The organism is Stutzerimonas stutzeri, from assembly GCF_002890915.1.
Lineage (GTDB): Bacteria > Pseudomonadota > Gammaproteobacteria > Pseudomonadales > Pseudomonadaceae > Stutzerimonas > Stutzerimonas stutzeri_AF.
In genome coordinates this window covers 568,959-582,278 of the sequence record NZ_POUT01000002.1, presented here as the reverse complement: position 1 = coordinate 582,278, position 13,320 = coordinate 568,959, and the positions used below count along the sequence as shown (strand labels likewise).

Sequence of the window (13,320 nt, the reverse complement as noted above, 5' to 3'; positions counted from 1 at the left end):
GAGTCTGGCAATGATGCATGTGCCCTGGATCTTTTTCGGCAAGACCGGCCGCAGCCGGCAGGACACCGAGTACATGCCCGAGATCCAGGGCGCGATCCTCGAGGATTCGCCCTGGCTGGCCCGCCTGACCGTCTGGCTGACCGCCCTGCTGCTGGGGGCGATCCTGGTATGGGCCAACTACGCCGTGCTCGAGGAGGTCACTACCGGCGAAGGCAAGGCGATCCCTTCCAGCAAGATCCAGACGGTCCAGAACCTGGAAGGCGGCATCGTCGCGCAGATCTTCGTCCGCGAGGGCCAGGTGGTGAACAAGGGGGATACCCTGCTGCGCCTGGACAACACGCGTTTTCTTTCCAACCAGGAAGAAACCGAGGTCGAGCGGTTGTCGCTGCTGGCACGGGTCGAACGCCTGGCAGCCGAGGCGGAAGGCCGGCCGCTGGCCTTGCCCGAGGAAATCGTTCGCAACGCGCCGCAACTGGCCGATGACGAACGCGCCCTCTACGAGTCGCGCCAGCAGCGCCTGCAGAGCGAGCAGCGGGTCCTGGGCGAGCAGCTGACGCAGAAACGGCAGGAAGTCGCCGAATTCCGCTCCAAACAGCAGCAGTATCGTTCCAGCCTGTCGCTCATCCAGCAGGAGCTGAACATGTCGAGCCCGCTGGTGACCACCGGCGCGATTTCACAGGTCGAAATCCTGCGCCTGCGGCGCAGCATGGTGGATGTACGCGGTGCGCTCGATGCCACCACCCTTGCCCTGCCTCGGGCGGAGGCGGCAGCCAGCGAGATCCAGAGCCGGATCGAGCAATCGGAGCTGGCGTTCCGCGCCGACGCTTTCAAGGAACTCAATGCCGCCCGCACCCTGTTGCAGAAGATCACCGCCAGCAGTGTCGCCATCGAGGACCGGGTAAGCCGCACGACGGTCCAGTCACCGGTGCATGGGGTGATCAAACAGCTACGGGTCAACACCATCGGTGGCGTGGTGCAGCCCGGCAGCGACCTGCTGGAGATCGTGCCGCTGGAGGACAGCCTGCTGATCGAGGCGAAGGTGCGGCCACAGGACATCGCCTTCCTGCATCCCGGGCAAAAGGCGATGGTGAAATTCTCCGCCTACGACTACACCATCTACGGCGGCCTGAAGGCCAACCTGGAACTGATCAGCGCCGACACCATCACCGACAAGGACGGCCGCAGCTTCTACCTGATACAGGTCCGCACGGAAAAGAACTACCTGGGACCCCCCGAGCATCCGCTGGTGATCATCCCGGGAATGGTCGCCACCGTCGACATCATCACCGGGGAGAAGAGCGTACTGGACTACATGCTCAAACCCATCCTCAAAGCCCGGCACGAGGCGTTGCGCGAACGCTAGGACTGCGTACCGGCGTGGTTGCGCTCGTAGGTCTCCACGCCCATCGCCTCGATCTGCCCGTCGATCAGCGCATCGAACGGACGAAGCAGCTCCTCGAAGCGCCCACCGGGGCCTTCGAGAATATTCAACGCCGCCACGATCGCCTCCAGGGTCGACAGAGCCCCCGCCATCGGCGCCTTGCGCAGCCGGTAGCGGGAGCTCAGCCCTTGCGGCAACGCCACACGCGGCAGACTCGCCAGCCACGGGTTGACGTGCAGAAGCTTGCGCGCCTTGCGCCAGGTGCCATCGGGCACGATCAGGCGCAACGGCTCGCTGCTGTCGGCAAGGCTCGTCAGCGCAATGGCGTCATCGCCCGGGAACAGCAGGTAGCTTTGCCGGCCATCGTCAGGCTCTGCGGCGAAGCGCTCTCCAATCTGCAGCTGCGCATTGCGCAGACCCAGCGCGGCCAACCGTGCGGTATTCAGCGCATGCCCCGCTTCGCTGCGGTGCTGCAGGATCAGTAGCCGCGTCCGGCTATCGAGCGCCGGGATCAGCGCACACAGGCAGTGCTGCAAGGGGCGCTGGCAACGTGGGCAGCGGGTACGGGACATGGTTCTCACCTCGGCGGCGCAGTCTGCCACAGCGGGCAAGGGCGTGCAGCCCGTCTATGCTTGCCGCGAACCGACACGAGGAGCCGCCATGATCACCGTTCACCATCTGGATCACTCTCGCTCGACCCGCGTTCTCTGGTTGCTGGAGGAGCTGGAGCTGCCCTACGAGCTGATACGCTATCGGCGCGACCCAAGAACCATGCTCGCGCCGCCCGAGCTCAAGGCCGTGCATCCGCTCGGCAAGTCTCCGGTGATCACCGACGACGAACTGACCCTGGCCGAGTCGGGCGCGATTCTGGAGTATCTGCTGGAACGCTACGGCAACGGTCGGCTGGCACCCGCAAGCGGAACTCCCGAGCATCTGCGGTTTCGCCACTGGATGCATTACGCCGAAGGCTCGGCCATGCCGCCGCTGTTGTTGAAACTGGTCTTCGATCGTGTCGCGGATGGCCCCATGCCCTTCTTCATCCGCCCCGTTGCGCGGACGATCGCCAAAGGCGCCTATACCGCATTCATCGGGCCACAACTCAAGACACATCTGGACTATATGGAATCGGAACTGGGCAAGTCAGCCTGGTTCGCCGGCGACGACTTCAGCGCAGCCGACATCCAGATGAGCTTCCCCGTCGAGGCTGCACGATCACGCGCGGGTCTGGACGAAAGCTATCCGCAGCTGATGGACTTTCTCCAACGCATCCATGGGCGCCCTGCCTATCAGCGAGCCGTGGAGCGCGGTGGCGCGGCATTGCCGGAGCGGTGAGATGCGCTTCGCCGGTCCGGCCGTGCGGCTCAGCGTCGACGTTGGGCCGGCTGCATGCGCTGGGCGCGAACCGGGATGGGTTGCATACGAGGCGGCTCGATAAAGCCAAGAGTCACCGCCAGCTTCCAGAACACCTCATTGAGCCATGCTTTCATGGTCGAACCCTCCTGCTTGATAACGGGCCACATCGGAGCCATGCGGGCTTCGTCAACAGAATAATCCAAGTTCCACGCCAGCGCTCGCACGCCTGGCAGATAAAAGCCGCCAATTCGCCCGGCTTTGTTACGCCCCTTTACAACATGCGACCCACTGGCGGCCTGGCCGTTCATGTCGACAACAGTGCCCGGCTGGCCCTCAAGGCTGCTGGCCGCCCTTGCGCCGGTAAGGGAAGACATCGATCACCTTGCCGCCGCGGATGGCCTCCTGCAGCCCCTTCCAGTAATCGGCATCGTACAACTCGCCATGCAGGCTGGCGAACAGCCGGCGCTGGGCGTGATCGGCGAAGAGGAACCGCGGGAACTCCTCGGGGAAGACGTCGTTCGGCCCGACCGAATACCAGGGCTCGGAGGCCATTTCATCCTCGGGGTAGCGTGGCGGCGGGATATGGCGGAAGTTCACCTCGGTGAGGAAGCAGATCTCGTCGTAGTCGTAGAACACCACGCGCCCGTGACGGGTGACGCCGAAGTTCTTCAGCAGCATGTCGCCGGGGAAGATATTGGCCGCCGCCAGTTGCTTGATCGCCAGGCCATAGTCTTCGAGTACCTCGCGCACCTGCTGCTCGCTGGCGTGCTCCAGGTAGATGTTCAGCGGCGTCATCCGGCGCTCGGTCCAGCAGTGGCGCACCAGTACCGTGTCCCCCTGCACTTCGACCGTCGACGGTGCGACCTCCAGCAGTTCGGCGAGGCATTCGGGCTCGAACTTGGATCGGGGGAAGCGGAAATCGGCGAACTCCTGGGTATCGGCCATGCGCCCGACCCGGTCGACGCTCTTCACCAGGCGGTACTTCTCCACCACCGTGGCACGGTCGACGTTCTTGGCATGGGAGAAACGGTCCTTGATGATCTTGAAGACGGTATTGAAGCCAGGCAGGGTGAACACGCTCATCACCATGCCACGCACGCCCGGCGCCATGATGAAGCGGTCATCGGTGCTGGCCAGATGGTTGATCAGGGCCCGATAGAACTCCGACTTGCCGTGCTTGTAGAAGCCGATCGAGGTGTAGAGTTCGGCGATGTGCTTGCCCGGCAGGATGCGCCTGAGAAAACCGACGAATTCCGCGGGAATCGGCACTTCGACCATGAAGTACGAACGGGTGAAGGAGAAGATGATCGACACCTCCGCCTCATCGGTGATCAGCGCGTCGGCGACGATGCCGTCGCCTTCATGGTGCAGCAGCGGTACCACCAGCGGCCACTGCTCGTCGCGGGTGAAGATTCGTCCCAGCAGGTAGGCGCCCTTGTTGCGATAGAGCACCGAGACGAACACCTCCACGGTCAACTCTGGGTCCTTGCAGACCCAGTCCGGCAGCGTCTCCTGCAACTGCGCCTGCAGCCGCCGCAGGTCGCCCGGCAGATCGGCGTAGGGCACGGTGAAGGCGTAATCGTGCAGTATCCGCTCCAGCATCCCGGCCAGATCGCCCATCGGCCGGTAGGTACGCGTCTGCGCCATCCGCTCGTGGGCGCGGGCCGACGGCCGGGTGGTATGGATGAACATAGTGCCGTCGCTGATGCAGTCGTGGCTGAACAGCCCGCAGAAGATCGAGTTGTACCAGGTCTCGGACAGCTCATCGTCGTAACGCGGGTTGATCTGATCGATATAGGCGCTTTTCACCTGCGGCCAATAATCGACCTGGAGCAGTTCGTTCTTGTCGAAGTGCGCCAGCAACCGATGGCGGGTTTCACTGGCCTTTTCCTCGTAGAGGCTGATCCGCGCCGCGGATGCCCGTTGCGCTTCCTGCCACTGCGCCTGCTCGAAACGGGCCCTGGCGCCTTCGGTGATCAGGCGGAACTGTTCGCGATAGTCGTCGAAACCAAGAAGGATCTGCCGAGCGATCTCGGCTGCCGGCCATTGCTGCGCCATGAGGGATCTCTGCGGAGAGTGAAAAGATATGAAGGTCGCCCCGACGTGGCCGCGGCCCCGTCGGGCGGAAAACCGCGAGGCGTTTTCCAGCCGGCCACGTGCAAGTCAATCGCGAGCAAGCTCGCTCCTACACAAGCGCATGCGCCAACACGCGCTCCTGTAGGAGCCGGCTTGCCGGCGATCATATTCGCAGCGCGCCCTACGCATCATGCGTGCGGCCCGCCAGCCACCTGAGCGGCGACCTACTGCACCATCTCCTGCTCGCTGAACAAGTCGGCGAACAGCATGGTGGACAGGTAGCGCTCGCCGGAGTCCGGCAGGATCACCACGATGTTCTTGCCCTGCATTTCCGGCCGCTCGGCCAGGCGCACCGCGACCGCCATCGCCGCGCCACCGGAAATGCCGCAGAGGATGCCCTCCTCGCGCATCAGGCGCAGGGCCATCTGCTTGGCCTGTTCGTCATCGACCAGCTCGACCCGGTCGACCAGCGACAGGTCGAGGTTCTTCGGCACGAAGCCGGCGCCGATGCCCTGGATCTTGTGCGGGCTGGGCTTGACCTCCTCCCCGGCCAGCGTCTGGCTGATCACCGGCGAGCCGCTGGGTTCGACCGCGACGCTGAGGATCTGCTTGCCCTTGGTGTTCTTGATGTAGCGCGACACACCGGTGATGGTGCCACCGGTGCCGACGCCGGCGACCAGCACATCGACGCCGCCATCGGTGTCGTTCCAGATTTCCGGACCGGTGGTCTTCTCGTGGATGGCCGGATTCGACGGGTTGTCGAACTGCTGCGGCATGTAGTACTGCTGCGGATCGGAGGCGGCGATCTCGCTGGCCTTCTCGATCGCGCCCTTCATGCCCTTGGCCGGCTCGGTCAACACCAGCTCGGCCCCGAGCGCCTTGAGTACCTTGCGCCGCTCGAGGCTCATCGATGCCGGCATCGTCAGGATCAGCTTGTAGCCACGGGCAGCGGCGACGAAGGCCAGGCCGATACCGGTATTGCCCGAGGTCGGCTCCACCAGTGTCATCCCGGGCTTGAGCCGACCGCTCTCCTCGGCATCCCAGATCATGCCGGCGCCAATCCGGCACTTGACCGAATAGGCCGGGTTGCGGCCTTCGATCTTGGCCATGATGCTGACCCCCTTGGGGCCCAGGCGGTTGATCATCACCAGCGGCGTATTGCCGATGGAGCGTGCATTGTCTGCGAAGATGCGACTCATGGATGTATCCCTGCTGAAGAGAAGCCTGACCCATGAGCCTATGCGCAGTCTCCCCACCAGTCCAGCCGAACTCGCACATGCGGCGCAGGGTCCACCACTAGACCTCCAACCGGATCTGCACAGTCATGAGACGCCGCTACCTGCCACTGTGGATTCTGCTGTCGCTCGCACTGCTGCTGTTGCTGCTGCACCTGGCGCTGCCACACCTGGTACGCAATTACCTGAACGAGAAGATGGCGGACATGGGCGACTACCAGGGCCACATCGAGGATGTCGACCTGGCCTGGTGGCGCGGCGGCTATCGGATCGAAGCGCTGAACATCGAAAAGAAGGGCAAGAAGGTCCAGGCGCCGTTGCTCAAGGCGCCGGTCATCGATATCGCCATCAGCTGGCGTGCCCTGCTGCGCGAGCAGGCCGTGGTCGGCAGAGTCACCTTCAGGCGACCCGAGCTGAATTTCGTCGATGGCGGCGCCCGCGGCGAGTCGCAAACCGGCGAAGGAGTGGACTGGCGTGAGCAGCTCGACGCCCTGCTGCCCATCACGCTGAACGAGGTCCGCGTGATCGACGGACAACTATCGTTTCGCAACTTCACCGCCGATCCGCAGGTGCACGTCTACGCCAACGCCATCGAGGCGAGCCTGTACAACCTGACCAACACCGCCGACGACCGCGGGCGCAGGGTCGCCACCTTCGAGGGCACCGGCAAGCTGTTCAACCAGGCGCCGATCGAGGCCGGCGCCCGTTTCGATCCGTTCACCGACTGGGAAGACTTCGAGGTGAGCCTGCGCGTTACCGGGGTTCCGCTCAAACAGCTCAACGACTTCAGCCGCGCCTACGGCAAGTTCGATTTCGCCGCCGGCGACGGCGACCTGGTGCTCGAGGTGGAAGCCACCGATAGCCGCCTGGACGGCTACATCAAGCCACTGCTGCGCAACGTCGAGATATTCGATTTCCAGCAGGATATCGCCAACGAGGACAAGGGCTTCTTCCGTGGCATCTGGGAAGCGCTGGTCGGCACCGGCGAAGAGACCCTGCAGAACCAGCGCAAGGACCAGTTCGCCACGCGTATCGAGCTATCCGGCAGCACCCGCGATACCGAAGTCAGTGCCTTCCAGGCCTTCATCGCGATTCTGCGCAATGCCTTTGTCGAGGCGTTCTCGACCCGTTTCGAGCGCTCGCTGGTAGAGGATCGGGGCTGATGCGCAGCTGGCTACAGAACCGCCACCGCTGACCATTCAGTGACTGAATAATGCCCTCGCGTTCACAGTCGAGGCCGCATCACTTATAGTCGGCCTCCTGTTCCCATGACGCCTGCGTGCCAGGCCCCGGCCCAAGGAATCTCCGATGAAATTCGAAGGCACCCAGTCCTACGTCGCCACCGACGACCTCAAGCTCGCCGTCAACGCCGCCATTACCCTGCAGCGCCCGCTGCTGGTCAAGGGCGAGCCCGGCACGGGCAAGACCATGCTTGCCGAGCAGTTGGCCGAATCCTTCGGCGCCAAGCTGATCACCTGGCACATCAAGTCCACCACCAAGGCGCACCAGGGCCTCTACGAATACGATGCGGTGAGCCGCCTGCGCGACTCGCAGCTGGGCGTGGACAAGGTTCACGACGTCAGGAACTACATCAAGAAAGGCAAGCTGTGGGAGGCCTTCGAGAGCGAGGAGCGGGTCATCCTGCTGATCGACGAGATCGACAAGGCCGACATCGAGTTCCCCAACGACCTGCTGCAGGAGCTCGACAGGATGGAGTTCTACGTCTACGAGACCAACGAAACCATCAAGGCGACCCAGCGGCCGATCATCATCATCACCTCCAACAACGAGAAGGAACTGCCCGACGCCTTCCTGCGTCGCTGCTTCTTCCACTACATCGCCTTCCCCGACCGCGAAACGCTGCAGAAGATCGTCGACGTGCACTATCCCGGCATCAAGCAATCGCTGGTCAGCGAGGCGCTGGACGTTTTCTTCGACGTACGCAAGGTACCGGGGCTGAAGAAGAAACCCTCCACCTCCGAACTGGTCGATTGGTTGAAGCTGCTGATGGCCGATGACATCGGCGAAGCGGTGTTGCGCGAGCGCGATCCGACGCGCGCGATTCCGCCGCTGGCCGGTGCCCTGGTGAAGAACGAGCAGGACGTGATGCTACTCGAGCGCCTGGCCTTCATGAGTCGCCGCGCCGGCAGCCGCTGATCGGTGCCGGTTCCGCCACGGAACCGGCTGCGCCACTCACGGGAGAACAACCATGCAAACGCATACCGGTAGTTGCCTCTGCGGCGTCGTGCGCTATCGCATCGACGCGCCCATCGACGAACTGACCCACTGCCATTGCAAGATGTGCCGCAAGGCCCACGGCAGCGCCTTCGCCAGCTATGCGAGCGTGCCGCTGGAGGCCTTCCATTTCATGTCGGGCAAGGACCAGTTGGGCGTCTACCACTCCTCCGAGCACGTGACGCGCACCTTCTGCATCCGTTGCGGTTCCAACCTGCAGTTCGTCGACAACCGTGAGCACGAGCTTGGCGTGGCCGTCGGCACGCTCGATTCACCACTGCCCGCCCCACCGCAGTCGCACATCTTCGCCGACTCCAAGGCCGACTGGTACGAGATTCGCGACGGGCTCCCCCAATACAACGGCGACAGCCCCCGCTGATCGCCCCGAACGTCGCGCGCCGGCCAGCGGCGCGCCAGAGGTTTCGCCATGCTGCTTGGCCTGTTCAATGAGATGCGTGCGGCCAAGGTGCCGGTATCGGTCCGCGAGCTGCTGGATCTGATCGATGCCCTGAAGCACCGCGTCGTGTTCACCGACATGGAAGAGTTCTACTTCCTGGCGCGCACGGTGATGGTCAAGGACGAACGTCACTTCGACAAGTTCGACCGGGCCTTCGGCGCCTACTTCCAGGGCCTGGAGAACCTCGACCGGCACATCGAGGCCCTGATCCCGGAAGACTGGCTGCGCAAGGAGTTCGAACGCAGCCTGAGCGACGAGGAGCGCGCACAGATCCAGTCGCTCGGAGGCCTGGACAAGCTGATCGAGGAATTCAAGAAACGTCTCGAGGAACAGAAGGAGCGCCATGCCGGCGGCAACAAGTGGATCGGTACCGGCGGTACCAGCCCGTTCGGCTCGGGCGGCTACAACCCCGAGGGCATCCGCATCGGCGACGCCGGCAAGCGCCAGGGCAAGGCGGTCAAGGTCTGGGACCAACGCGAGTACAAGAACCTCGACGACCAGGTCGAGCTGGGCACGCGCAACATCAAGATCGCCCTGCGCCGCCTGCGCAAGTTCGCCCGCCAGGGCGCCGCGGACGAGCTGGACATCGATGGCACCATCGACCACACCGCGCGCGACGCCGGCCTGCTCAACATCCAGATGCGCCCCGAGCGGCGCAACGCGGTGAAGCTGCTGATCCTGTTCGATATCGGCGGCTCGATGGATGCCCACGTGAAGGTCTGCGAAGAGCTGTTCTCGGCCTGCAAGACCGAGTTCAAGCACCTCGAGTACTTCTACTTCCACAACTTCATCTACGAGTCGGTGTGGAAGAACAACTTCCGCCGCATGTCCGAGCGCACCGCGACGCTGGATGTGCTGCACAAGTATGGCGCGGACTACAAGGTGGTGTTCGTCGGCGACGCGGCGATGGCGCCCTACGAGGTCACCCAGCCGGGCGGCAGCGTCGAACACTGGAACGAGGAAGCCGGCTACGTCTGGATGCAGCGCTTCATGGAGAAGTACAAGAAGCTCATCTGGATCAATCCCTACCCCAAGGACACCTGGGGCTACACCACCTCCACCGGCATCATTCGCGAACTGGTGGAGGACCGCATGTACCCGCTGACCTTGAGCGGGCTGGAAGAAGGGATGAAATTCCTGGCGAAGTGAAAATGCCGGCGAATCAGCGCCGGCGCAAGCGATAGCTGCGCCGGGGCCACAGCACGCTGGCCAATGCCATGCCCAGCGCCTCCACCACCCAGGCCAGTGCCAGCGCGCAGCTGATGCCCCAGGCGATGGCCTCCGGCGCCAGCAGGACCTGGAAGCGATAGCCGTTCCAGACCTGTGCCCGCAAGCTGTGCTCGGCACCTACCAGGACATGCCAGGCGCGTGCGTACCAGGGGCGCTGCAGCGCCTGCCATTCCCGCTCGAGCAACGTCGCGCGCGCCACCAGGGCACGCACGCTCTGCGCATCGCTCTGGATGACCGGGTCCTCGCTGTTTCGATAATGCTCGACCAGTGCATCCAGGTCGCCCTCGAAGAAGCGCCGCGCGGTTTCCTCGAAGCCCTGCAACCCCTGCTGCGCCTCCAGCCGGCGCGCCTCGACATGCTGCGCATAGGCCTCGATGAAACCGGGCACCTGGATACCGACCAGCAGGCCCAGGGCAAACAGCGCCAGCCGCAGATAGCTTCTCAACATACCGACACCCCTGGCACCCGCCCCTGGGCGACGCATTCCCCCAGCCGCCACAGGCTCCACTGCCCGGGCTCGTGACAGGTCCATTGCTCGTTGTCGGTCAACGGCTCGGTCGCCAGCACGGTCACCACATCCCTTGGGGTCGTCTCGGCCTGGAAATTCACCGTGAGGTCGGCGTCCTTGAGCTGCGCCGGGCCGAACGGCGCGCGCCGGGTGATCTGCGCCAGCTTGCTGCTGCAGAAGCTGAACAGCCATTCACCGTTGCTCAGCAGGCAGTTGAACACACCCCTGGCACGGTATTGCGCACAGGCATCGAGCAACACTGGCAGCAGCTGTTCGGCACTGGAGCGCTCGGGGAAATCCAGGCGAATCCGGTTCAGCAGATCGCAAAACGCCGCCTCGCTATCGGTATCGCCGACCGGGCGATAGAAACCTGGCGAAGGGTGGAAATCGGCCAGCTGGCCGTTATGCGCGAAGCACCAGTGCTGCCCCCACAGTTCGCGCACGAACGGGTGGGTATTGACCAGCGCGACCTTGCCGACGTTGGCGTGGCGAATATGGCCGATCACCACTTCGCTCTTGATCAGGTAGCGCTGCACCATCTTCGCCACCTCGGACTCGCAACTGGCGACCGGGTCCTGAAACAGCCGCAGGCCACGTCCCTCATAAAAAGCGATGCCCCAGCCATCCTTGTGCGGGCCGGTCTTGCCGCCACGCTGCATGAGACCGGTGAAGCTGAAAACGATATCGGTGGGAACGTTGGCGCTCATGCCAAGCAGCTCGCACATGCCTGATCTCCGGAGTGTGCTCGTGGCTACAAGCGTGGCTCGGTCCGCAGCCGGCCACGCAATGGCGGGTAGTCATCATCCTCCTGCTCATCCTCGAGGCGCTCGCGCAACGTGCGCGGATCATCCGCCTCGGCGGTTTCGACCGCGCGCCGCTTCAGCCTGCGCTCGATGGGCCAGCGGATCGCGACCAGCAGCATGTACAGCCCGAAGGCGATGAGCCCGTACAGGGCCAGGTCGGCAACCGCCCGCCAGGCGTTGTTGCCCACCTTGAATAGCATGTCCATCGCCGTAATGGCCACCGCCGGCGCGAACAGTTCCTTCGCCGGATCGACGATGGTGGGCGTCAGCAACAGCACGGCGGCCGCCAGCCGCAAGGGCTCGCGCAACCAACGCCACATCCAGCGGGTCACCCGGAACCAGAACAGCAGGCAGCCCAGCGCTGCCACGCCATAGAGGGCCCAGGCGAGGGAATAATCGGAGTCGAACATCAGCATGGTGGTATCTCGATAACAGCCCGTTTCGACGGCTTGATAAGTCGGAACTGCGCTGCGGCAGTAAAGGCAGCCATGATAGCAGCCCATTGGCGGGCACCGTCATCGATGGTGACAACAAGACACTGGCGCCCCCCGGAACAAGGTGTATAACCTGCTTGAAACGAAGGGGTTATCCCTGGACTCTGTTCCCGCTTCGCGAACACGCAACAGAGCCGCATAATCCGTCGGCGAAGGCCAGGCCACTGGCGACCGGCACCCAAGGAGGATTCACCATGCCCTACCAACATATTCTGGTCGCGATCGACCTGACCGAGGAGTGCCACCCGGTCGTGGCCCGCGCCCAAGCCCTGGCCAGTGCCACGGGTGCCCGGCTCAGCCTGGTACATATCATCGAACCCATGGCGATGGCCTTCGGCGGCGACGTACCGATGGACCTCTCCATGCTGCAGCAGCAGCAATTCGACCAGGCCCGCGAGCGCATGGACGGCTTCGCCGACAGCTACCCGAGCCTCACGCCGGAACAACGCCACCTGGCCTACGGCCAGCCGCGCCAGGAAGTGCATCGCCTGGCCAAGGAGCAAGGCTGCGACCTGATCGTGGTTGGCAGCCATGGCCGTCACGGGCTGGCGCTGCTGCTCGGTTCCACGGCCAACGACATCCTGCACGGCGCCCCCTGCGACGTGCTGGCGGTGCGCCTGAAGAAGCCTGAGTAGAATTCCTTGACTTTACAGGCCTCAGACCCTGGCAGGCCTGCGGCCTGCAATCGCCGCGAGGGCGCGCCTGCCACAGGGTTCGCGGGGGCTGCCGCTCTTGTGGGAGATGCCCCCGGGGCGATGCTCCTGGGCTTCAGGCTTCCAGCGCCTAGGCGGTTTCGACGCCCTCGCCTGCGCTCATGACCAGCGGGCGGATCTTCTGCAGCTGAGTCTCCAGCGAATAGGTCAGGCTGGACGCCATGGAAAAGAAGGTGAGGAAGGCCTTGAGGTTGGAATCGCCATGGCAGGTATCGTGGATGCGCTGCCAGAACGCCTGGTTGACCAGTTGCAACTGCTGGAAGGAACGCACCAGGCCACGGAGCTCCCAGTCGGCATGCCGGCCTTCGCGCAGATTGAAATACTGCCGGGCCAGGTACAGCGAGACCGCACGCAGGACGAACTCGCGGTTGTTGGCAAAGGGCAGATGCTGCTGCGCCATGGGCTTCAAGCGGCCCAGTACGGGACAGGCGCTGGTAGCCATGATCACGCCCAGCAGGGCACGCAGTCCCTCGTCCAGCCCGACCAGCTTGGTGTACTCGCGCTCGGGCGTGCGGACCCAGACCAGCGCCTTCTGGATCGCCGGCAGCCCCTGGAAATCCTCGATGACCCGATGCAGGTCCACCGCGGCCGGGCAGTGGCTGAAGTCATCCTTGCTCAAGGGGCAATTGCTACAGCGCTGGTGCTCGAGCCGCGTCCATTTCGGCGCCTGGGCGGCCGTTTCCGCGTCGTAGCCACGATCCAGCTCGATCCGATAGCTGAAGTCATGTTCATCGTCCAGGGTGATGCGATATTCAATAGCCATTAACGCTCCATCATGACGGCCGATCCAATGTCGATACTTAACTACGCGCCAGGCCGCATGGCATTGATCCAT

15 protein-coding genes are annotated in these 13,320 nt (G+C 63.9%); 7 read left to right on the top strand and 8 right to left on the bottom strand.

Annotated features, from left to right (window positions below; all coding sequences use genetic code 11):
* The first annotated feature begins 10 nt into the window (after positions 1 to 10).
* Positions 11 to 1,363 carry an HlyD family type I secretion periplasmic adaptor subunit gene (locus CXK94_RS06505; protein WP_102893694.1) on the top strand — a complete coding sequence of 451 codons (1,353 nt, stop codon included), beginning with the start codon at positions 11 to 13 and terminating at the stop codon, positions 1,361 to 1,363.
* Here the strand turns inward: CXK94_RS06505 and CXK94_RS06500 are convergent.
* Complete coding sequence (locus tag CXK94_RS06500; protein ID WP_102893693.1) at positions 1,360 to 1,953, bottom strand: tRNA-uridine aminocarboxypropyltransferase; 594 nt, start codon at positions 1,951 to 1,953, stop codon at positions 1,360 to 1,362. The genes CXK94_RS06505 and CXK94_RS06500 overlap by 4 nt on opposite strands.
* Before the next feature lie 88 nt (positions 1,954 to 2,041).
* On the opposite strand from CXK94_RS06500, the gene CXK94_RS06495 reads away from it, so the two are divergent.
* Complete coding sequence (locus tag CXK94_RS06495; protein WP_102893692.1) at positions 2,042 to 2,713, top strand: glutathione S-transferase; 672 nt, start codon at positions 2,042 to 2,044, stop codon at positions 2,711 to 2,713.
* 29 nt (positions 2,714 to 2,742) lie between these two features.
* Here the strand turns inward: CXK94_RS06495 and CXK94_RS22820 are convergent, their stop codons facing one another.
* The 3 genes from CXK94_RS22820 to cysK all read right to left on the bottom strand — a co-directional run bounded on the left by CXK94_RS22820 (position 2,743) and on the right by cysK (position 6,009).
* A complete protein-coding gene (locus tag CXK94_RS22820; protein WP_336435469.1) occupies positions 2,743 to 2,868 on the bottom strand; it encodes a PA1414 family protein in 126 nt (41 codons plus the stop codon).
* Between the two features lie 199 nt (positions 2,869 to 3,067).
* Positions 3,068 to 4,792: a bifunctional isocitrate dehydrogenase kinase/phosphatase gene (aceK, locus tag CXK94_RS06485; RefSeq protein WP_102893690.1), complete on the bottom strand. Its 1,725-nt coding sequence runs from the start codon at positions 4,790 to 4,792 to the stop codon at positions 3,068 to 3,070.
* A gap of 242 nt (positions 4,793 to 5,034) precedes the next feature.
* On the bottom strand, positions 5,035 to 6,009 hold the full coding sequence (gene cysK / locus CXK94_RS06480) for a cysteine synthase A (protein WP_102893689.1): 975 nt from the start codon (positions 6,007 to 6,009) through the stop codon (positions 5,035 to 5,037).
* 125 nt (positions 6,010 to 6,134) lie between these two features.
* Here cysK and CXK94_RS06475 point away from each other — a divergent pair, with 125 nt between their 5' ends.
* The 4 genes from CXK94_RS06475 to CXK94_RS06460 all read left to right on the top strand — a co-directional run bounded on the left by CXK94_RS06475 (position 6,135) and on the right by CXK94_RS06460 (position 9,886).
* Positions 6,135 to 7,208: a DUF748 domain-containing protein gene (locus CXK94_RS06475; protein ID WP_102893688.1), complete on the top strand. Its 1,074-nt coding sequence runs from the start codon at positions 6,135 to 6,137 to the stop codon at positions 7,206 to 7,208.
* A gap of 145 nt (positions 7,209 to 7,353) precedes the next feature.
* The gene (locus CXK94_RS06470; RefSeq protein ID WP_102893687.1) at positions 7,354 to 8,202 is read left to right on the top strand and encodes an AAA family ATPase; all 849 of its coding nucleotides are present in this window, start codon (positions 7,354 to 7,356) and stop codon (positions 8,200 to 8,202) included.
* 52 nt (positions 8,203 to 8,254) lie between these two features.
* Entirely contained in the window at positions 8,255 to 8,659 is a 405-nt protein-coding gene (locus tag CXK94_RS06465; protein ID WP_037036824.1) for a GFA family protein, read from the top strand.
* A gap of 48 nt (positions 8,660 to 8,707) precedes the next feature.
* Complete coding sequence (locus tag CXK94_RS06460) at positions 8,708 to 9,886, top strand: vWA domain-containing protein (RefSeq protein ID WP_102893686.1); 1,179 nt, start codon at positions 8,708 to 8,710, stop codon at positions 9,884 to 9,886.
* A gap of 13 nt (positions 9,887 to 9,899) precedes the next feature.
* Here CXK94_RS06460 and CXK94_RS06455 read toward each other — a convergent pair whose 3' ends face one another.
* From CXK94_RS06455 to CXK94_RS06445, 3 genes are read right to left on the bottom strand one after another with little or no spacing between them, the layout of a single operon-like run.
* A complete protein-coding gene (locus CXK94_RS06455) occupies positions 9,900 to 10,415 on the bottom strand; it encodes a DUF2937 family protein (protein WP_037036817.1) in 516 nt (171 codons plus the stop codon).
* On the bottom strand, positions 10,409 to 11,200 hold the full coding sequence (locus tag CXK94_RS06450; protein WP_037036816.1) for a class II glutamine amidotransferase: 792 nt from the start codon (positions 11,198 to 11,200) through the stop codon (positions 10,409 to 10,411). Before CXK94_RS06450 ends, CXK94_RS06455 begins: the two co-directional genes overlap by 7 nt.
* Positions 11,201 to 11,226: 26 nt before the next feature.
* Complete coding sequence (locus tag CXK94_RS06445) at positions 11,227 to 11,694, bottom strand: hypothetical protein (RefSeq protein WP_037036814.1); 468 nt, start codon at positions 11,692 to 11,694, stop codon at positions 11,227 to 11,229.
* 272 nt (positions 11,695 to 11,966) lie between these two features.
* On the opposite strand from CXK94_RS06445, the gene CXK94_RS06440 reads away from it, so the two are divergent.
* Entirely contained in the window at positions 11,967 to 12,407 is a 441-nt protein-coding gene (locus CXK94_RS06440; RefSeq protein WP_037036813.1) for a universal stress protein, read from the top strand.
* 148 nt (positions 12,408 to 12,555) lie between these two features.
* On the opposite strand, the gene CXK94_RS06435 is transcribed toward CXK94_RS06440, so the two are convergent.
* Positions 12,556 to 13,248, bottom strand: a complete 693-nt coding sequence (locus CXK94_RS06435) for a DUF6901 family protein (RefSeq protein ID WP_102893685.1) — start codon at positions 13,246 to 13,248, stop codon at positions 12,556 to 12,558.
* Positions 13,249 to 13,320: the final 72 nt, after the last annotated feature.